We start from the raw sequence: 19,630 nt of genomic DNA, 5'->3' as shown, positions 1-19,630 counted from the left end.
GCCACTCAGGAGGCCAGCGCGATGCGCAGGACTGCCAATACGCTCGCCAGAACACCGAGCACCGCTGCAAACTTGATCAACACCAGCAGAAGGACCTCCTTCCAACGGGTGTGCACGTAGTCTTCGATCACCACCTGCAAGCCGAGTGCGGCATGCCAGAACACGGCCATGGAGAAGGCGATCAGCAGCACCGCATTGAATGGCCGCGCCATCACCGCGTGAGCGGTTGCGTAATCAGCATGGACCAGCCCCAGCAGGGTGTAGACCAGCCACAACACCAGCACCACCAAGGCGACAGCCGTCACGCGCTGTTGCCACCAATGCCCGACGCCGAACTGCGAGGAACCCATGCCGCGCGCACGCTTCAAGGGATTGCGCATCGAAGGCTTCATGCCGCACCTCCCTGCATCAGCACGCAAGCCCAGACAAGCACGGTCAGAACCACGCTGGCGATCACCGACAGCCAACTGGAACGGATGAACTGCGGCTTGGCATATCCCGCCCCCGTATCCTGCACCAGATGGCGAACGCCATTGCACAAGTGATAAAACAAGGCCCAGCTCCAGCCGAACAGCAGCAGCAGGCCCAGCGGACTGCCGGCCACCGACTTGAAGCTGTCGTAAGCGGCCTCGCCGGAGGCCAGAGCCAATACACCCCACAGCACCACGATCGTACCAACGGCGAGGGCGATGCCGGTGGCTCGATGCAGAATCGAGGTCACCATCTGCACTTGCCACTTGTAGATCTGGAGGTGAGGGGAAAGCGGTCTTCGCGTATCTGCCATGGCGGCTATCCTGGTTGGGAATCGCTTGATCAAGTCCAGCGGCCGCCCGGCCCCGACTTCCCGCCCGCATCAACGCCAAGACTGGCGTCGCCGGCATGTACGACGGCCCGGGGCTGTTCCCGTGCATGGTAGCGAGGCGCATTCGCGCGACTCAGTTGCGGCCTCACCGAGGTCGGCCTGCGGTCGTTCAAGCACGCCTTCGCGCATCATGCAGGATGCAGCGCCGAAGGCAGTCATCGAAATCGGAGAACTGGTACGGCTGTGGCTTTGAAAACGGCGAAATCGTAGTACTTGCGGCAAAGCAGCACAACCTCTTGACATCCAGAAATAATCGCATCCTCGATATTCAAAAGCCGAACTGAGCGCCGTGGTGGATTATGCTCCCGGCACCCCCATCTATCGAGCGAATACATTCGCCCACGGTTAGACCATGACCCATGCCTCATCTATCTTGTCGGCCCAGCTGCTGGAAATCCGCGGCGCAGACGCCATCGGCTTCGCCCAGAGCCAGTTCAGCAGCAACCTGTTGACTCTGGAGGACGGTCAATGGCAGGCCAGCGCCTGGCTGGACCCGCAAGGCCGGGTCCGCTGGCTATTGCAACTCGCCCGGATCGATGCGCAGCATCTGGTCATCCTGCTGCGCGGAGGTGACGCAGCCAGCCTGGCCCAGGCACTGCGCCTCTATGTCTTTCGCAGCAAGGTCCAGATCACGGCCCGGACGGCATTGCCGATCGGCAGCGGCCCAGCCCTGGCCGAGCATGCGGTCCGTCTCGACCCGCGGACCGGAGGGCAGCACTGGGGCTTCGGCGACTACAGCATGGCGGTCGGCCCCGAGGTGGCCGGCGATCCGGCCTGGCTCCAGCGTCAGATCCAGGCCGGCTGGCCCTGGCTGCCGGAGGCGGCGCAAGGGGTCCATGTCGGCCCCGCCTTGTCACTGCATCGTCTGGGCGGTCTGGCCATTGACAAGGGCTGCTACCCCGGCCAGGAAATCGTCGCGCGACTGCATTATCGCGGAGGCCTGAAACGCCATCTTGCGCTTCTGGAAGCGCAACAGGCGGCAGCACCGGCCGAATCACTGCAGTTGGACGAGACTCCGGCAGGGCAGCTGCTGAACCCGTTCGCCGTCACCCGCGGCGAATCCGTACTGGCCGTATTGAACGACCAGATCGAGCCGACCGGCTTTCTCGTACGCCAGCGCTGGGCGCCGTGATTTTTTGCCGCACTGCATGCAGAATCCACTGTAACAAGCTGAGTCGTTGGTAAATTTGCTGCGATGCAGTCTTGCCATTTGCATCGCCAGCCAGTAGTCTCCGCCAACCCCATCAACCAGCCTGCACTTCGACAGGCTTTCGGGCCGAGGCGGCAGATCAGCGAATGCGCTGGTCCACAGCCCAAGATCATTCATCACGCCGCTTGATGAGTGAAGCACAAGGCGAGGCCAGCCACAGGCGGCCTTTCCCGGTTTCGGCACCCGGTTTTGCGGGTGCCCGCCACAATCCCGTGGCAACTCACCTTGACGCCTTGAATGCCGTCAGGTGGCAATCCAGGTGGAACGGCCTGCCCGCCCGTCCACCGCAACGGCGCATATGCATTGTCATTGACGGCATGTGCGTACAGCACGTTGGAGGCAGAACATTCAATGAAACTATCTCTGTTGTTGTGGCTGACTTCGGTACTGCCGCAGCCCGTCGCCGACCAGACCTGTCTGGCCACCACGGTTTATCTCGAAGCCCGCAGCCAGTCCAGCATCGGCCAGCAGGCGGTCGCCGAGGTCGCATTGCGCCGGCGTGAACACAGCGCCCAAGGCACCAGCGTCTGCGACGTGGTGAAAGCCCCGCATCAGTTTGCCGTGTCCACGACACCGCGCAACTTCGATGTCGACAACGCCGACGCCTATGCCAAGGCCTGGCAGGTTGCCAGCTATGCCATCGCCAACTGGAAACTGCCGGTCGATGAACGGACGGTCCTGGTGCCGCATGCCGATCATTTCGCCACGGTCAGCACCAGCCCTCGCTGGCTGCACAGCCGCGCCATCACCACCATCGGTGCGCATCGCTTTTACGCCGTGGACTGAACCGACAAGCCGGCCGGGTACGCAACCACCCGCTCTGCGACACATATCTGACGGATACGAAAAACCCCCGCATGCGGGGGCTTTTTTGTGGCTGACCCAAGCTGGCCGATCGCACGCCAGCTCGGTGCAAAGAACTTCGTTGCCGTGAATGCCGGTTTATTTCGCACCCACGACGCTGACGCCCTGCTGGATCTGCACCCGGTCGCCTGGATTGTGATCCATACGCACCTTCTGCGTCACGCCGTTGTAGAGATAGCTGACCTCATAGGCCACCGTCTTGGCCGGCACGGCCGCTACGGTGCTGCAGCGGCGCACGGTCTGGCTGGTATAGGTAGGCTTCTGGTAATGGCCTTCCACCTTGTTGCCGCCGTAGCCGCCTGCCGCCGCGCCCGCCAGGGTCGCGAGCGTGCGACCGCCGCCATGTCCGATCTGGTTGCCAAGCAGTCCGCCAACCACGGCGCCGATGGCGGTGCCGGCAATGCGATGCTGATCCTTGGGTGGTGCCTCCTGCTGTACCACTTCATCCCTGCAGACTTCACGTGCCGGGGTGCCGCCTGACTTGATCGGACGCACCGATACCACCTGGGCGTACTGCGGCCCGGCCGGAGCACTGGGTGCCGCCGCCGGCGGCGCGGGCGCCTGGGTCACGGCCGGCGGAGCGGCTGCAGGTGGAGCGGCAGCAGGCGGCGGCGCAGCCGGCGCGGCCACCGGAGCCGCGGCTGGCGCATTGTTGGCGTCGGCACTTGCCGGCCGATTGCAGCCAGCCAGCCCCATGGCCATGGCCCCCGATACACCAACCATCCAAGCGGCGTTGACCAGTTTCATAACCCCTCACTCCCTAATGTTTCGAATGCTTGCATTGAATCCATCGCGCCGTCGCGCCGGCATGGCCGGCAGCAACGGCGACTGGTCCATTGGACTACCTTGCCACTGAACGGAATCAGACCACGAATCGTGGCCGCTGAGTACCCCTGTGCCTTTACCGGCCACACGCCGCTTGCCGCGCTGGCCTGCATCCGCGACGCTACGACCATGAATGAACTTGCCGACAGCCATGTCCATCTGGATGACCCCCGCTTTGATCCCGATCGCGACAGCCTGATCCGGGACGCGCGCCGGCACGGCATCTGCGAGCAGATCGTGCCGGCCACCCGTCGCCGTGACTGGCCACGCGTGGAACAGCTTGCCCGCCAGTCCGGCATTCATGCCGCCTACGGGCTGCACCCCTTGTTCCTGGCCAACCATTGCCCGGAAGACATCGCTGCACTGCAGGCCTGGCTGCTGGAACGCCCGGGCCAGGCCGTAGCTGTCGGTGAAATAGGGCTGGATTTCCATGCGCCAGACAGTGATCGCGAAACCCAGCAGTGGTATTTCCGTCAACAGCTGCAATTGGCTGCGCAGCTGGAACTTCCCGTCATCGTCCATGCCCGCAAGGCCATGGACGAGGTGATTGCCCAGTTGCGCCGCCAGCCCGGCCTGCGCGGCGTCATCCACGCCTTCGCCGGCAGTCGCCAGCAAGCCGACCAGCTGCTGGGCCTGGGCTTTCACCTCGGTATCGGCGGCACCGTCAGCTATCCCCGCGCCCAACGCCTGCGAGGCATCGTCCAGAGCATGCCGGTCGAGCGGATCCTGCTGGAAACCGATGCTCCGGACCAACCAGTCGCTGGCTACCAAGGACAGCGCAATCTCCCTGTGCGGCTGCTGAATGTGCTGCAAAGCGTGGCAGATCTGCGCTGCACAAGCACGACCGCCCTTGCCCGCCAGACCCTGGACAATACCTGTTCGCTTTTCCGCCTGCCGGTCAGGCCTGGTGTCGAGGCACCATCTCCGTTCACAGCCGATTGATATTCGTGAATTTTTGCTGCATGATCCGCCCCGTCGGGCCGGACGCTTCTCAGTGCCCGATCAGCAAGACCTGTTTTTTCGTGGAAAATGCTGCAGCTGAATATTGCAGCAATTTTCTTTGCCGACAGCACTGGTGCAATGCGCCACGGACTGATAGTGTGGCAACATGACGCAGACAACTCGTATCATCAAAAAATATCCGAACCGTCGCCTCTATGACACGGAGATCTCCAGCTATATCACTCTGGAAGATGTCCGTCAGTTGGTGGTCGACGGCGATAGTTTTGAGATTCGTGACGCCAAAAACGGCGATGACCTGACCCGCTCTGTGCTGCTGCAGATCATTTCCGAGGATGAGGGCAAGGGCCAGCCGATGCTGTCTCCTCAGCTGCTGACCCAGATCATCCGCTTCTACGGGGACTCTCTGCAGGGCTTCATGGGCCCTTATCTGGAACGCAGCCTGCAGGTATTCCTGGATCAACAGCAGCAATTCCGCACCCAGCTGAACAGCTTGCTGGGTCAGACGCCTTGGGCCATTTTCAACGATCTTACCGAGCGCAATCTGGACTTGTGGAAGACCATGCAGCGAGGCTTTCTTGATGCTGCAGCCCGCCCTCCCGGTGCCACTGGCAGTTCCGGTGGCGACAGCCATCGCTACGGAGCTCCCGGCAGCAAGAAAAGCTGAACCGGCACAAGACTGCAGGCCGGGGCTAGCCGAAAACCAATGATAGTGATTATCATTTGTTTCGTCGCCGGCCTGCAGGACTCCCGTGCATCACGCGCCTCATCTCCTCCAACATGAGTATCACCACCAGGCTGCCACTGCAGGCGGGTGGACCCTGCTTGCGCGCCATGGCGTTGAAGCAGCCCTGAGCCATTTGAACCGATCGTGGATGTCTGCCGGCTCCCTGCTTGCGGCGCGGTGGTCCGGCGCCATGACTGCAGGCCCGAATCCATGACGTGGTTGGCTCTTATGCTCAACCTGTTTTGCGCAGGACTGCTGTATCTGGTTCACCCCAACCAGAATTGGCTGCCGCAAGCCCTGCCTGCCCGCCGGCGCCATCCAGCCGTCTGCTTCTGGCTCGCCTCGCTGCTGCCATGGTGTCATGCCTTTGGGCTCAGTGCCGGGCCCGCCGCCTGGCTGACCACCAGCATGCTGGTCTGGGCCACGGCCCCTTATCTGGGGTGGCTGCGTCACGCTCGACTGGCACGTGCCAGCCGCCTTGCACCGCTGCGCCGATGAGCATTATGGGCAAGGCATTGGCCGGCAGCGTGCTCGGCTTTATCCTGTGTGCGCAAGTCGTCGCGCTTGGCCTGTGGCATCTGCCGGCCCATGGCCAGGCTGTGCTGGTACCCGCCCTGATCCTGTTCTTTCCAGGCTGGATTGCCGTCATTGCCGCCAGCTTCATGTGTTCCAGCGCGCGCCGGGCATGGCTGCTGCTGGGGATGCTTGATCTGATCGGCATGGCCGCGCTGGGCTGGCTCCACCACGGAGTCACGATCTGATCCATGAAGATCCGTCCCGCCACCTTGCGCATCTACCAGCAGGTCCACACCTGGAGCGGTCTGCTGGCCGGCTTCGCGTTGTTCATCGCTTTCTATGCGGGCGCACTCAGCGTCTTTCGCAGCGACATCGATCGCTGGCAGTCTCCGCCGTGGCAGGATGGCGGGGCGGCAGCCCAGCCTGCCCAGACCTTGCTGGATCGACTGGTTCGTGAAGTCCCGGCAGCCCGCGACGACTTCAGTCTGATGCTGCCGGAGGGGGGGAGCCCGCCCTATCTGTACTGGTTCAGCCAGGGCAGGCTTCAGTATCTGCTGGCCGGGGCCGACAGCCATCCGTCGACGCATGGCCCGGACGGACGCCTGGCGGATTTCATCTATGCCTTGCATTACAGCCTTGCAGCCTCGACCCCCGGACTCTATCTGATGGGCATCGTCAGCCTGCTGTACGGGCTGGCGCTGGTATCGGGCCTCATCATTCATCTGCCTGGCATGGTCCGGCAATTGTTCGCGCTGCACCCCGGGTCCAATCTCAAACGTCTGTGGAGCGATGCACACAACGCCATCGGCGTGCTGAGCCTGCCTTTCCACATCATTTTCGCTCTGACCGGCGCCTTGTTCTGCCTCTCCGCGGTGGTCCTGACGGCCATGGGCAAGCTCACATTTGATCCGGAGCTGCCCAGCCGCTATGCCCAGTCGGTCAGCGTGACCGTCATGCAGGCAGACACCCCGACTCACGGGCCACGCCAGCCCCTGCCCGTGAACGATCTGTTGCGATACGCCAAACGTGCGGCGGCAGATGCCGGCAGCCCCGGGTTTGAACCCGAATATCTGCATTTCACCCATTACGGCCAGGCCGACGGACAGGTCGAAGTCGGCGGCACGCCCGGGCACACCCTCGCCACCTACGGCACCGTCAGGCTGGATGTCGCCGATGGCCGGTTGCTGGGCGCCAGCCTGGGACGTCATGCCAGTCTCGACCAGAGCCTGTCATCATCCATGTATGGACTGCACTTCGGCAACTTCGGCGGTCGCATGGTGCAATGGCTGTATTTCCTGCTGGGTCTGGCCGGCGCCTTCCTGTTCTATTCCGGCAATCTGCTGTGGCTGGAGTCGCGCCGCAAACGCAGGCATCAGCAACAGCCCCGTTCGGTCCGTTTCATGGCCAGAGCGACGCTCGGTGCCTGTCTGGGCAGCTGCCTTGCCATCAGCACCGTGTTCGCCGTCACCTGGGCCGCCGCCGCGACGGAGCGGGCCTCCGATACCTTGCTGATTGCCAGTTTCTTCGGCACCTGGCTGGGAGCTTGCGGCTATGCCGCCTGGCGTCCCATTCCTGCTGCCAGCCGCGAGCTGTGCCTGGCAACCGCCTGGGTCACCGTCCTCACCGCCGGTTTGCATCTGCTGTACTTACTGCCCAGGCTGTGGGCCCGTACCGACTCCTTGACTGGCAGCGTGCTGGCCGTCGATCTGGTCGGGTTGTTGCTCGGCTTCGGCTTCTTCGGCCTCGCCCGTGCCTCGCACCACCGCGCCCGCCATGGTGATCCGCACAGTGTCTGGGCCCGTCGTTGAACACCTGCGGGGGGGGATCGCCGCCCGCCCGGCCAGCCAGCGGGTCAGCCAGGGACCGGCCAGCAGGATCAGCAGGAACCGGGCGGTCTGCATCGCCATCACGAACGAAACATCCACATCCGGGCTGGCCGCGGCGATGATCGCCACCGAATCGACGCCTCCCGGGCTCATGGCCAGATAAGCCGACAACGGGTCCATCTTCAACCAGTGCGCTACCAGCACCGACAAGCCTCCGCACAGTGCCAGCAGACACAGGGTCGACAGCACCACCACCGGCATGGCCCTGACCACCGCCCGCAACGTGTGCAGCGAGAAACGCAGGCCGATATGCCAGCCGATCAGTGCATAGCTGATGGCCAGCAACGGACGCGGCAGTTCGATCCGGAACCCTTCCACGTCCTGCAGAAGACTGCCCAGGACCAGAGGCAGCAACAAGGCGGCCGCTGGCACTCGCAGCCAGCGACGCAGCCACCAGCCACTGGCGGCCAGCGGCAGGGTTGCCAGCAGCCAGCGCCACGACACAGGAGCCCACCAGCCCGTGCCGCCCCCGGTGGGTGGCGAAGGGCTGCTCAACAATGAGGCCACCACAGAGGCCATCAGCGCCACTAGGATCACGCGCGCATATTGCATGAAAGCCACCAGCCGGACATCGGCGCCCAGCGACTCAGCCAATACCACCATCGCGGTGGCGCCGCCCGGCGAGGCGCCCCAGATCGCCACATTTCCCGGCAGAACCTGCCAACGCATCAGCAACCAACCCAACAGATAGCTGACAGCCGCTACCGCCATCACGCCACCCAGAAATACCGGCCAATGCAAAATCATCTGCTGCAGCGCAGGAAGCCGGATGCAACGGGCAATCATGCAACCGACCACACCCTGCGCCATGGCCAGTGCCTGGCTGGGCAGCGCCGGCGTCCGACCGCTCACCGCAAGCATGACCGCAGCCAGCATCGCGCCCAGCAGCAAGGCCGCCGGCTGATGAAGGCATTCCAGCAACCCGACGCAGATCGTTGTCAGCAGCAGCAATCCTGCCCAGCCGCCGGCCTTGTGCCATATGCCGTCAGGGTCTCGCCTCATGCTCGCTCCATTCCGTGAGTGGTGGGCACAAAGATCCGTCGGAGTGGCGCCCGGCAACAGCCACTTGAATCGATCCTATCTGTTGTCGTGAGCATCAGCAGATGAGCGTGCGATCAACTCTCTGTGAATTCTGTTGCGCCGCCGCAGGTCCCCTGAAGCCACCTCCGGCGTATCATCAAGGCCTCTCGCCTCGGAACGACTGGAGGATGGCCATGTCACGCACGTTCGACTTCATCGTCATCGGCGCAGGTTCAGGCGGTGTCGCCGCCGCCCGCCGCGCCGCCAGTCACGGTGCACGCGTTGCCATCATCGAGCAGGCCCGGGTCGGCGGCACTTGCGTACTGCGTGGCTGCGTGCCCAAAAAACTCCTGATGTACGCCAGCCGCCATGGCGCCGCTCTGGCCGAAGCGTCGGATTTCGGATGGCAGTGGCCGGCTGCGCCGGAGTTCTCGATGAGCCATTGGGCCCGAGCCAAGGCAACCGAAACCGCGAGGCTGGAGCAGCTCTACCGGCAGCTGCTGGCAGACAGTGGCGTCGAGCTGGTGCCCGGACGGGCGCGACTGGAGGCCGGCGGTGAAATCGTGGTGGGCCAACAGCATCTGCAGGGGCCGCATATCTTGCTGGCCACCGGTGCCAGTGCCGACCACAGTCTGATTCCGGGTGCCGAACAGGCCGCGGGATCCGACGAGGTACTGGACCTGCAGCGCCTGCCCGGGCGGCTCACGATTCTGGGTGGCGGCTATATCGCCGTGGAATTTGCCAGCATTCTGGCGGGGTTGGGTTGCGCCGCCAGCATGCGCTATCGCGGCGACCTGCCCTTGCGTGGCTTCGATCCGGATATTCGCCGGCGAATTGCCACTTCTTTGCAGCAGCAGGGTATCGCCTTGCATGCCGGCGCGCTGCCGCAGCAGGTCACCAGACGGGCGGATGGCTGGCAATTGCATGTCGGCACCGGCAGTGAAACGACGGACTATCTGATGGTGGCGCTGGGGCGACGACCGAATACCGCAGGCCTGGGACTGGAACGGGTGGGACTCGAGCTGACTGCCGGTGGCGCCGTACCGGTCGATGCCCAGCTGCAGACAGCGGTTCGGGGACTCTATGCGGTAGGCGACATCACCCATCGCAAGGACCTGACTCCGGTGGCCGTTGCCGAAGGTCGCTGGCTGGCGGATCGATTGTTCGCCGCCTCGGAGCGGCCGCCTCCCTCCCTGCAGCACGTGCCTACCGCCGTGTTCAGCCTGACACCGGCCGCCAGCGTCGGCCTCGCCGAAGGTGAGTGTCCACCGGGCACCGCCGTCTACGAGTCCGATTTCCGGCCGATGCGGCTGGCTTTCGGTACCAGCCGGGAACGCTGCTATTTGAAACTGCTGGCCAGCCCCGTGGACAGAAAGGTGCTCGGCATCCATATGCACGGCAATGACGCCCCTGAAATCATCCAGAGCCTGGCGATGGCCGTGACGGCCGGCCTCAGCAAGGATGATTTCGACCGGACCATGGCCCTGCATCCGTCGACGGCCGAGGAGTTTGTGCTGATGGGCAAACCCAAGCGGTATCTGTGCTGAGCGCCCACGCCGGGTTCAACGGCCCTCCCGACGCGCCCGGTGCTGTCGGTCCAGATGCGCCAGCACCCGGGCCAGCGCAGGATTGTCGTTGTCGTGCCGCCAGAGCATATGCAGTTCCACCGGCTTGGCCGGGGCCAGCCCGCCGACCCGTCGATAGACGAGGCCTTCATAATGCAAGCGGCTCGCCGATTCGGGCACCAGTGCCGCGCCGAAGCCGGAGCGGACCAGGGCCAGTACCGAATGGACCTGACCGACATGCTGCTCATAGCGGGGATAGACCTGCTGCGCGTGGAAGACCTGCCGGACCAGGTCGTGGAAGTAGCGTGCTTCGTCAGGCGAGTACATCACCATCGCCTGATCATTGAAGTCGTTCAGATGCAGGCTTCGCAACTTGGCCAAGGGATGCTCCGCGGGGAGTGCGGCCACCAGCGACTCACTGCCGACGCAGCGGTTCTGCAGGCCTTCGCCACGACTGGAGGGGCGGAGCAGGCCCAGATCCAGATGGCCTTGCTCCAGCGCTTCCAGCTGCCAGGCCGTGACCATTTCGCGCAACTGCAGGTCGATGCCCGGCAAGGCCTTGCGCAGCCCCGCCAGCATGTCGGGCAGAAACTGGTAGCCGGCCACGGCGGTGAAACCGATCACCACCCGACCTTCCTCGCCCAGGCCCACCCTCAGGGCGGAGTGCCTCGCCTGCTCGGCCAGCCGCAGAATGGAGCGCGCCTCGGGCAGCAGATTACGTCCGGCAGGGGTCAGTCTCACCATCCGGTTGCTGCGAACGAACAAAGGCAGCCCGATGCTGTGCTCCAGCAACTGTATCTGCCGACTCAAGGGAGGCTGGGTCATGTGCAGACGTTCCGCGGCACGGCTGAAATGCAGTTCTTCAGCCACCGCCACGAAGCAACGTAGTTGATTGATCTCTAGCATGAACACCTTCACGGCTGACAGTACCCGACCCGGCACCGTGTCGATACATGGTATACGCACTCCACGGAAGGCTGTTGACACGGTGCAGCACCGACCGGTATCGCCGCTTTCCGGATGCGGCGGTGCAGCAGTCGAGGGGGCGATACCGGCCTCTCCGGACGGACCTGGATCCATTCAAAAAAGGTATGGCAGGCTAGAACAATTGACTTAGACCCTGGCCCTGAGTGCTGCCTAGGATGCATCGTCTGCCGCCCCGGCCATGGGCGGCTCCTGCCACCACGGGCCCGCATCAGCCCCGGCAATCATTTCGGCCGCTGCTGCATGCCCTGAAAAAAGAGCGCTCCCATGACTTACCCTCCGATCTTGTCGCGTCGTTCCTTCTGCCAACTGGCGGCCCTCGGCGGTACGGCGGCCTTGCTGGCCCGCAGTCCCGCTGCTCTGGCCTACGCAAGCCATCAGCCCGAACTGGAGCTGGTCGCCGAATCACCGCGCCATCTGTGGAATTCCATCGTGGTGTTGCCCGATGGCCGGAAATTTTCCGGCATGCCGCGATGGAAAGGCTTCGAAGAAACGCCATCGGTCGTGCGCATCCAGAGCGATGGCTCTTTGCAGCCCTTTCCCGGCAAGGGCTGGAACAGCTGGACGCCAGGTGCCGACCGACGTGAGCATTTTATCTGCGTCAATGCCTTGAACTGTTTTGACGGCAAGACCCTGTGGGCCGTCGATCAGGGCATTGTGCCCGGCGAGCAGGCCGCACCAGCGGGCGCCCAGAAGCTGGTGCAGCTGGACGCGGACACGGGCAGGATTCTTCGAAATCTCAGCTTCGGCACCGACATCATGCCCCCGGGTGCTCTGTTCAACGACCTGCGGATCCGTGACGAGTGGATGTATGTAACCGATTCAGGTCTTGGCGCCATCATCGTCATCGATCTCAGGACCGGCAAGGCGCTGCGCCGGCTGGCCGGCAGTCCGACCACCAAGCAGGTCCGACCCAAGCTCGGTCGCGGCAATCGCCCCATGCTGATCGACGGCAAACCGGCCCAGACCCAGGCCGACCCCATCGAACTGAGCCCGGATGGCCAATGGCTTTATTACCAGCCGGCCTCCGGACCGCTGTACCGTGTGCCGACAGCAGCTCTGCGGGATACCTCGCTCAGCGAGCAGGCGCTGGAGGCACGTATCGAATACGTCTATGACACGCCGACACTGGGCGGTACGGCCATGGATGATCGCGGCAACCTCATACTCGGTGAAGCCGACGTACCGCGGATACGCATCCTGACACCTGATGGCAGCCTGCGCTTCCTGCTGGAAGATGACCGCTTGTGGGGCGTCGACGCCATGTATATCACCCGCGACCGCTATCTCTACATGCCGATCAGCCAGGTCCCCAATCTGCCTTGGCTGCAGGGCCCGGGCGGCGACCAGCATCTGGTCAAACTGCCGTTCCAGATCTATCGCGTCAAGCTGCCGGACTATATCGGCGCGCCGCTGCATGCTTGAACAGCCGTCCGGCCCGCCTGACCAGCTGACTGGAGCGACTTTTTTGGATGGCCGAACAATGATTCAACAACGGTATCAATAAATCCCTTATTTGGCTTTTACTTGAATCAAAAGCCGTCCCTAGAATGGATCCACGACCACTACGCGACGAACACACCATGGGCAGATATTCCCCGCAAGAACTCGCCTCGACCATCGGCTCCGGCCTGTTGTCGTTCCCCGTTACGCACTTTGATGCCGATCACGCGCTGGACCTGAAGGCCTACGCCGCCAATCTGGAATGGCTGTCGCAGTACCCGGTCAGCGGCCTGTTCGCCGCCGGCGGCACCGGCGAGTTCTTTTCGCTGACGCCAGCCGAAGTCAGCAAGGTGGTTTCCGCGGCCGTCAGGCATGTCGATGGCAAGACCCCGCTGATCGCACCCGCCGGTTATGGCACGGCCATTGCCTCCGAGCTGGCGCGCGATGCCGAAAACAACGGTGCGGACGGCATTCTGCTGTTTCCCCCTTACCTGACCGAATGCGACAGCGATGGCCTGGTCGAGCACGCCATCAAGGTCTGCCAGTCCACTGCACTGGGCGTGATCGTCTACAGCCGCGCCAATGCCAAATTCGATGCCGACATGGTGGCCCGGATCGCCGACCGCTGCCCCAACTTCATCGGCTACAAGGACGGCATCGGCGACATCGACCGGATGGTCCGCGTATCCAATCGCCTGGGCGATCGTCTGACCTATGTCGGTGGCCTGCCGACGGCGGAAACCTTTGCCCAGCCCTATCTGGAAATGGGTGTCACCACCTACTCGTCCGCGATCTTCAATTTCCTGCCGGAATGGGCCTTGCAGTTCTATCGCGCCGTACGCGAACGCGATCACGATTTCGTGCAGAAGGAACTGCGGGACTTCGTTCTGCCCTACACCCTGATCCGCAACCGCCGTGCCGGTTATGCCGTATCGATCGTCAAGGCCGGCATGACGGCCATCGGGCGCAGTGCCGGCCCCGTCCGCTCCCCGCTGAAGGACCTTTCGGGCGAGGAACTGGAATCGCTCAAGCAGTTGATAGGAAACCGCAAATGACTTACTCACTTTCCGGCACCATGTTGCTGGGTACCACCGCCGTCTCCGGCACGGAAGCCAGCTTCAAGGCCATCAATCCGGCCACCAATGCCAGTCTGGAGCCGGCTTACGCCACGGCGTCCAAGGCACAGGTCGAGCAGGCCTGCGCGCTTGCCCATGCCGCCTTCCCGATCTATCGCGAAACCGGACTGGAACAGCGGGCGGCTTTTCTGGAGGCTTGTGCCGAAGAAATCGAAGCCATTGGCGACGCCCTGATCGAGCGCGCCATGCAGGAAACCGGTCTGCCCCGCGCACGCCTAGAAGGCGAGCGCGGCCGCACCACCGGTCAGCTGCGCCTGTTTGCCGAGGTGGTCCGCGAAGGCAGCTGGCTGGAGGCCCGCATCGATCCGGCGCGGCCCGAACGCAAGCCCCTGCCCCGCAGCGATCTGCGCCAGCGTCACATCGGCCTGGGACCGGTCGTGGTATTCGGCGCCAGCAACTTCCCGCTGGCTTTTTCAGTGGCCGGCGGGGACACCGCCTCGGCACTTGCCGCCGGCTGCCCGGTGGTGGTGAAGGCCCACAACGCCCATCCCGGCACGTCCGAATACGTGGGCCAGGCCCTGCAGCGCGCCGTCAAGCGCAGCGGTCTGCCGGAGGGCGTCTTTTCGCTGGTCTTTGGCGCCGGCAATGTCGCCGGTACCGCGCTGGTAGCCGACCCACGCATCAAGGCTGTGGGATTCACCGGTTCGCGCGGTGGCGGCACGGCGCTGATCCAGGTCGCCGCCGCGAGGCGCGAGCCGATTCCGGTCTATGCCGAGATGAGCGCCATCAATCCGGTGTATCTGCTGCCCTCCGCGCTGGAGGCACGGGGTGCCGAGCTGGGCAAGGCCTTTGTCGCTTCACTGACCATGGGCGCGGGCCAGTTCTGCACCAACCCCGGTCTGGTCGTGGCCATCGAAGGCCCCGGTCTGGAGGCCTTCGAGGCTGCTGCGGTGGAAGCGATCAGCCAGTCTGAGCCAGGCGTGATGCTGACTCCAGGTATCGCCAAGGCCTATCAGCAAGGCGTCGAGGCCCAGGCGGCCCAGGCCCAGGTGCTGGGCCGCGGCAAGTCCAGCAGCGAGCCCAATCGATGCCAGGCCGGCCTGTTCAGTGTCACCGCGCAGACTTTTCTGGCCGATGAGGCCCTGCAAGGCGAGATTTTCGGCTCGGCCTCCACCCTCGTCCGTTGCCGTGATGAAGCTGAGCTGCTGGCGCTGACGGCGGCTCTGGAAGGCCAGCTGACGGCGACCCTGCATCTGGACAGCGAGGACAAACCGCTGGCCGCCCGTCTGCTGCCGGAACTCGAGCTGAAAGCCGGCCGCATCCTAGTCAACGGCTGGCCGACCGGTGTCGAAGTCTGCCATGCCATGGTTCATGGTGGTCCCTATCCGGCCACCTCCGACAGCCGTACCACTTCGGTTGGCACACTGGCGATTCGCCGTTTCCTGCGCCCGGTCTGCTATCAGGACCTGCCGGCCGACCTGCTGCCGCAGGCCATTGCCGACAACAATCCGCTGGCTATCTGGCGCCGCATCGACGGTCAGCTGGGCAAGGTCTGAACTTCAGGGTGCGAAGGGTTCCTACCCTTCGCACCCTGGATTTTCCGGCGCTGGTGGCCTTGGTCGCGGCGCCTTTTTTTGCAACGCCATGAAAGCGCTCTCATATTGCAGGAGGCCCGCCATTGAACATCCTTGCCCTGCCCGATTTCCTGCCTTTCCGTCCTCCGCTTCCGGGTAACGCCTGATGCAGCTGACGCGATTCCACCACACGCGCTATCTGATCCTGGGCATGCTGTTTCTGGCCACCACCCTGAACCAGGCTGACCGGGCCACCCTCGCCATCGTCGGCACGCCGCTTGAAAAGAGTCTGGGCCTGAGCACCGTCGGTCTGGGCTACGTGTTCTCTGCCCATGCCTGGGCCTATGTGCTGGGCCAGATCCCGGGCGGTCGCCTGCTGGATCGCTTCGGTGCCAGTCGTGTCTATCTCTGGAGCATCGCCCTGTGGTCGCTGTTCACCCTCGCCCAGGCCGGCATCGGCTGGGTCGGCGCCAGCTGGGCCACGGTCACCCTGTTCGCGATGCGCTTTCTGATGGGCCTGGCCGAATCACCTGCCTTTCCGGCCAACGGCCGTCTGACCACAGCCTGGTTCCCCACCGCCGAGCGCGGCTTCGCCAGCGCCGCCTTCACTTCCGGTGACTATCTGGCCAGTGGCCTGTTCGCGCCTCTGATGGGCTGGCTAACCCATGTCTACAGCTGGCATATGGTATTTATCGTGATGGGGGTATTGGGCATCTTGCTGGCCGTGCTGTGGAAGTTCACGGTGCATGCCCCGGACAACCATCCCTGGGTCAGCGCCCGGGAGGTCGAATACATCACCGCCCACGGCGCGCTGCCGGCGATGGACCGGGAAAAGCAGAGCGTGCAGGATGACGTGCCATTGTGGCGGCGACTGCGGCAGCTGCTGTCCCAGCGCATGCTGGTAGGCGTCTACCTGGGGCAGTTCGGCATCACCACCCTGACCTATTTCTTCCTGACCTGGTTTCCGGTCTATCTGGTCCAGGCCCGCCACATGTCCATCCTCAAGGCCGGATTCATGACCGCCCTGCCTGCGCTCTGCGGCCTCGCCGGGGGCCTGCTCGGCGGCAGCTTCTCCGACTGGCTGATCCGTCGAGGACACAGTCTGACCTTCTCCCGCAAACTGCCCATCGTCACCGGCATGTTGCTGTCCACCGTGATGCTGGCCTGCAACTATGTCGACAATCAGACACTGATCATTGCCTGCATGGGTATCGCCTTCTTCGGCAAGGGTCTGGGCGCGCTGGGCTGGGCCGTGGTCGCCGACACCTCGCCCGGGGAGATCACCGGCCTCTGCGGCGGTCTGTTCAATACCATCGGCAACATCGCCGGCATCACCACTCCCATCATCATCGGCTACATCCTGCAGGCCACCGGTTCTTTCAACGGCGCCCTGGTCTTTGTCTGCGCCAGTGCCGCCCTGACAGTGTTCTGCTACCTGTTCGTGGTCGGTCCGATCAAGCGACTCACCCTGGCCGATCTGCACTGAACCCCTTCGCTTTGCGTCTGATCCGAGGAATCCCATGAACCAGAACCCCCATCGCAGCGCCACACCATCGATTGCAGCACTGGAAGTCATTCCCGTCGCCGGCCATGACAGCATGCTGATGAATCTCAGTGGAGCCCACGGTCCGCTGTTCACCCGCAACCTCATCATCATCCGTGACAGCGACGGTCGAACGGGCGTGGGCGAGGTCCCCGGCGGCGAGGCGATCCGCCGTACCCTGGAAGATGCGGCGCCACTGCTGCAAGGACGGCCCGTCGCCGCCTATCGCGATCTGCTGCGTGAAGTCGGCCGCCGGTTCGCCGACCGGGATGCCTCGGGACGTGGCCTGCAGACCTTCGATCTGCGCACCACCATCCATGCCGTGACGGCCATCGAGGCGGCGCTGCTGGATCTGCACGGCCAGTTCCTGGGCGTTCCGGTGTGTGCCCTGCTGGGCGAAGGACAGCAGCGGGACAAGGTCACCATGCTGGGCTATCTGTTCTATATCGGGGAACACGAGGAGACGCCACTGGCCTACCGTGATGAATCCGGCGCAAGTGACGACTGGTTCCGGCTCCGCAACCAGACCGCCATGGATGCGGCGGGCGTGGTCCGGCTGGCCGAGGCTGCCAGCCACCGCTACGGCTTCCGCCACTTCAAGCTCAAGGGCGGCGTGCTGCCCGGCGAGCAGGAAATGGAAGCCGTGACCGCCCTTGCCAAGCGTTTTCCCGAGGCCCGCATCACTCTCGATCCCAATGGCGCCTGGTCGCTGGACGAGGCCGTGCGGCTCTGTCGTGACAAACACGGGGTACTGGCCTATGCCGAAGATCCCTGCGGTGCCGAGGCCGGGTTTTCCGGTCGAGAGGTGATGGCCGAGTTCCGTCGCCGCACCGGCCTGCCGACCGCCACCAACATGATTGCCACCGACTGGCGCCAGTTCGTGCATGCACTGCAGCTGGGATCGGTCGACATTCCGCTGGCCGACCCGCATTTCTGGACCATGCAGGGCGCGGTCCGCGTCGCACAGACCTGTCATGACTGGGGCCTGACCTGGGGTTCGCACTCGAACAATCATTTCGATATCTCGCTGGCCATGTTCACCCATGCGGCAGCCGCCGCGCCGGGCGATATCACGGCCATCGATACGCACTGGATCTGGCAGGATGGTCAGGAACTCAGTATCGATCCTCCGAAGATCATCGACGGTGATGTCGCCGTGCCTGAGCGCCCGGGTCTGGGCATCGAACTGGACATGGACAAGGTCGCCGCCGCCCATGCCCTGTACCGGACCATGCCGCAGGGCTCGCGGAATGATGCAGCCGCCATGCAGTTCCTGATTCCCGACTGGCGTTTCGATCCCAAGCGCCCAGCCATGGTACGCTGAGCCGGCTCGACGAGAGGTTCTGGCGATCCGGCAACAGTTCCGGATCCGCCGGGCCCCGTGGCTTGTCAGACAACGCACCAAACGGTGTGCCGTCATGCCGCATCCGGCATGACGCCCCCGACATCAGGTATGCTCCCGGGCTTTGCCCGAGGTCCGGGTTCAAGGGGGAGTTTCATGCAACATCGTCATATCGGGTGGCTGGCCGGACTGTTGCTTGCACTGACCGTGCCCGCAAGCCAGGCCGCCGAAGAGGTGAAGGTGGTCGTGGTCGCCAATTGGGAAAACGGTGCGGACAGTGGCGATGCGCCCGGCGAATATCAGGACTGGGTGGAGCGCGAGCACCTGGACCAGAAGGTACCCGTGCGCGGCGCTCCTGATGTCGTCCGCCGCAATGCCCAGGGTCTGTACGGCATGGTACTGCGCCACGGCGCGCCGGATCTGGTGGCCTTCGTGCTGGATCCGCGTTTCGACTTCAGCCACACCTACTGGCTGTTCACGGGTATTTCGGGGGTCGACCCGAAAGCCGCCCCGGTCGGCAGTGTCGCCTGGGCCCGCTGGGTCATCGACGGCGACCGGGCACGTGAGCTGGATGATCGCGACATTCCCAAAGGCTGGCCTTACGGTCTGTTCGCCATCGGTGCCAGCCGCCCCAACCAGCTTCCGGACAATCCCAATCACTACGGTTCGGTCACTGATGTCGCCGAACTCTCGCAGGCGCTGCCGCTCAACCGGGGACTGGCAGACTGGGCCTTTCAACTGAGTCATACCGTGACGCTGGCGGATGATCCGGTCATTGCCGCCCGTCGTGCCGGCTGGAAGGGCTACCCCATCGCCCAACGAGCGCCGATGGTGCTGGAAGGCGAGACACTGGGCGCGATCCGCTACTGGCATGGCGCCGCCCGAACGCATTGGGCCGAAGACTGGGTGCGGATGTGGACCCGCGGCCAGGGCCGGTTCGTGATGACCAACGAGGAAAGCCAGACCTACCAGCGCATCATGATCACCCTGGCGGACGAAGGACTGGTCGATCGGCAGCGGATCATGGTCCTGCGCAGCGCCAGCAATTTCTCGATGCCGCCGCCGGGCGTCAGCGAGACGGCCTCGATCGGCGATGAAGGTCCGGGCCAGGCTCTGGCCTTCGACAACAACCAGCGTGTCGGCAGCGTGGTGCTGCACCAGCTGTTGCAGCACTGGCCGCAATACCGCCTGCGAATCCCGCAGGCTGCCGCTTCCACCCCAAAGCCCTGAGAG

The 19,630-nt window shown here is 64.0% G+C and carries 18 protein-coding genes and 1 pseudogene; 14 read left to right on the top strand and 5 right to left on the bottom strand.

The window, feature by feature from the left end:
- Positions 1 to 5 precede the first annotated feature (5 nt).
- Both sdhD and sdhC read right to left on the bottom strand, forming a co-directional pair.
- Complete coding sequence (gene sdhD, locus FRAAU_RS08120; RefSeq protein WP_014403063.1) at positions 6 to 392, bottom strand: succinate dehydrogenase, hydrophobic membrane anchor protein; 387 nt, start codon at positions 390 to 392, stop codon at positions 6 to 8.
- On the bottom strand, positions 389 to 784 hold the full coding sequence (gene sdhC / locus FRAAU_RS08115) for a succinate dehydrogenase, cytochrome b556 subunit (RefSeq protein WP_014403062.1): 396 nt from the start codon (positions 782 to 784) through the stop codon (positions 389 to 391). Before sdhC ends, sdhD begins: the two co-directional genes overlap by 4 nt.
- Before the next feature lie 430 nt (positions 785 to 1,214).
- On the opposite strand from sdhC, the gene ygfZ reads away from it, so the two are divergent.
- On the top strand, positions 1,215 to 1,994 hold the full coding sequence (ygfZ, locus tag FRAAU_RS08110) for a CAF17-like 4Fe-4S cluster assembly/insertion protein YgfZ (protein ID WP_014403061.1): 780 nt from the start codon (positions 1,215 to 1,217) through the stop codon (positions 1,992 to 1,994).
- 429 nt (positions 1,995 to 2,423) lie between these two features.
- Positions 2,424 to 2,858, top strand: a complete 435-nt coding sequence (locus tag FRAAU_RS08105; protein WP_014403060.1) for a cell wall hydrolase — start codon at positions 2,424 to 2,426, stop codon at positions 2,856 to 2,858.
- Positions 2,859 to 3,014: 156 nt separating this feature from the next.
- Here FRAAU_RS08105 and FRAAU_RS08100 read toward each other — a convergent pair whose 3' ends face one another.
- Positions 3,015 to 3,683, bottom strand: coding sequence for a glycine zipper 2TM domain-containing protein (locus FRAAU_RS08100; protein WP_014403059.1), 669 nt, complete (start codon positions 3,681 to 3,683; stop codon positions 3,015 to 3,017).
- A gap of 207 nt (positions 3,684 to 3,890) precedes the next feature.
- Here FRAAU_RS08100 and FRAAU_RS08095 point away from each other — a divergent pair, with 207 nt between their 5' ends.
- The 5 genes and pseudogenes from FRAAU_RS08095 to FRAAU_RS08075 form a co-directional block, all read left to right on the top strand.
- Positions 3,891 to 4,703, top strand: a complete 813-nt coding sequence (locus tag FRAAU_RS08095) for a TatD family hydrolase (protein ID WP_052317983.1) — start codon at positions 3,891 to 3,893, stop codon at positions 4,701 to 4,703.
- Positions 4,704 to 4,869: 166 nt separating this feature from the next.
- A complete protein-coding gene (phaR, locus tag FRAAU_RS08090) occupies positions 4,870 to 5,388 on the top strand; it encodes a polyhydroxyalkanoate synthesis repressor PhaR (RefSeq protein ID WP_014403057.1) in 519 nt (172 codons plus the stop codon).
- Between the two features lie 288 nt (positions 5,389 to 5,676).
- On the top strand, positions 5,677 to 5,946 hold the full coding sequence (locus FRAAU_RS08085) for a hypothetical protein (protein ID WP_041270470.1): 270 nt from the start codon (positions 5,677 to 5,679) through the stop codon (positions 5,944 to 5,946).
- A complete protein-coding gene (locus tag FRAAU_RS08080; RefSeq protein ID WP_014403055.1) occupies positions 5,943 to 6,209 on the top strand; it encodes a hypothetical protein in 267 nt (88 codons plus the stop codon). Before FRAAU_RS08085 ends, FRAAU_RS08080 begins: the two co-directional genes overlap by 4 nt.
- 3 nt (positions 6,210 to 6,212) lie before the next feature.
- A pseudogene (locus FRAAU_RS08075) lies at positions 6,213 to 7,304 on the top strand (PepSY-associated TM helix domain-containing protein); the annotation flags it as partial.
- A gap of 306 nt (positions 7,305 to 7,610) precedes the next feature.
- On the opposite strand, the gene FRAAU_RS17685 reads toward FRAAU_RS08075, so the two are convergent.
- Positions 7,611 to 8,852 carry an AbrB family transcriptional regulator gene (locus FRAAU_RS17685; protein WP_083841148.1) on the bottom strand — a complete coding sequence of 414 codons (1,242 nt, stop codon included), beginning with the start codon at positions 8,850 to 8,852 and terminating at the stop codon, positions 7,611 to 7,613.
- Between the two features lie 212 nt (positions 8,853 to 9,064).
- Here FRAAU_RS17685 and FRAAU_RS08070 point away from each other — a divergent pair, with 212 nt between their 5' ends.
- Entirely contained in the window at positions 9,065 to 10,417 is a 1,353-nt protein-coding gene (locus FRAAU_RS08070) for an FAD-dependent oxidoreductase (RefSeq protein ID WP_014403053.1), read from the top strand.
- 15 nt (positions 10,418 to 10,432) lie between these two features.
- Here FRAAU_RS08070 and FRAAU_RS08065 read toward each other — a convergent pair whose 3' ends face one another.
- Positions 10,433 to 11,341, bottom strand: a complete 909-nt coding sequence (locus FRAAU_RS08065; RefSeq protein ID WP_014403052.1) for a LysR family transcriptional regulator — start codon at positions 11,339 to 11,341, stop codon at positions 10,433 to 10,435.
- A 345-nt stretch (positions 11,342 to 11,686) separates the two neighbouring features.
- Between FRAAU_RS08065 and FRAAU_RS08060 the strand changes: the two genes are divergently transcribed.
- The 6 genes from FRAAU_RS08060 to FRAAU_RS08035 all read left to right on the top strand — a co-directional run bounded on the left by FRAAU_RS08060 (position 11,687) and on the right by FRAAU_RS08035 (position 19,627).
- Positions 11,687 to 12,844 (top strand): L-dopachrome tautomerase-related protein, encoded by a 1,158-nt coding sequence (locus FRAAU_RS08060; RefSeq protein WP_014403051.1) that lies wholly within the window; start codon positions 11,687 to 11,689, stop codon positions 12,842 to 12,844.
- A 158-nt stretch (positions 12,845 to 13,002) separates the two neighbouring features.
- On the top strand, positions 13,003 to 13,917 hold the full coding sequence (gene kdgD, locus FRAAU_RS08055; protein ID WP_014403050.1) for a 5-dehydro-4-deoxyglucarate dehydratase: 915 nt from the start codon (positions 13,003 to 13,005) through the stop codon (positions 13,915 to 13,917).
- Positions 13,914 to 15,494 carry an aldehyde dehydrogenase (NADP(+)) gene (locus FRAAU_RS08050; RefSeq protein ID WP_014403049.1) on the top strand — a complete coding sequence of 527 codons (1,581 nt, stop codon included), beginning with the start codon at positions 13,914 to 13,916 and terminating at the stop codon, positions 15,492 to 15,494. The genes kdgD and FRAAU_RS08050 overlap by 4 nt, the downstream gene beginning before the upstream one ends.
- 184 nt (positions 15,495 to 15,678) lie before the next feature.
- Positions 15,679 to 16,998, top strand: coding sequence for an MFS transporter (locus FRAAU_RS08045; RefSeq protein WP_014403048.1), 1,320 nt, complete (start codon positions 15,679 to 15,681; stop codon positions 16,996 to 16,998).
- A gap of 34 nt (positions 16,999 to 17,032) precedes the next feature.
- The gene (locus tag FRAAU_RS08040) at positions 17,033 to 18,379 is read left to right on the top strand and encodes an enolase C-terminal domain-like protein (protein ID WP_014403047.1); all 1,347 of its coding nucleotides are present in this window, start codon (positions 17,033 to 17,035) and stop codon (positions 18,377 to 18,379) included.
- 174 nt (positions 18,380 to 18,553) lie between these two features.
- Positions 18,554 to 19,627: a purine-nucleoside phosphorylase gene (locus FRAAU_RS08035; RefSeq protein WP_014403046.1), complete on the top strand. Its 1,074-nt coding sequence runs from the start codon at positions 18,554 to 18,556 to the stop codon at positions 19,625 to 19,627.
- Positions 19,628 to 19,630: the final 3 nt, after the last annotated feature.

The sequence above is a fragment of the Frateuria aurantia DSM 6220 genome (assembly GCF_000242255.2).
In the GTDB taxonomy this organism is placed as follows: Bacteria; Pseudomonadota; Gammaproteobacteria; order Xanthomonadales; family Rhodanobacteraceae; genus Frateuria; species Frateuria aurantia.
Note: the sequence above shows the minus strand (reverse complement) of the source record. Positions and strands in the feature narration are given on the sequence as shown.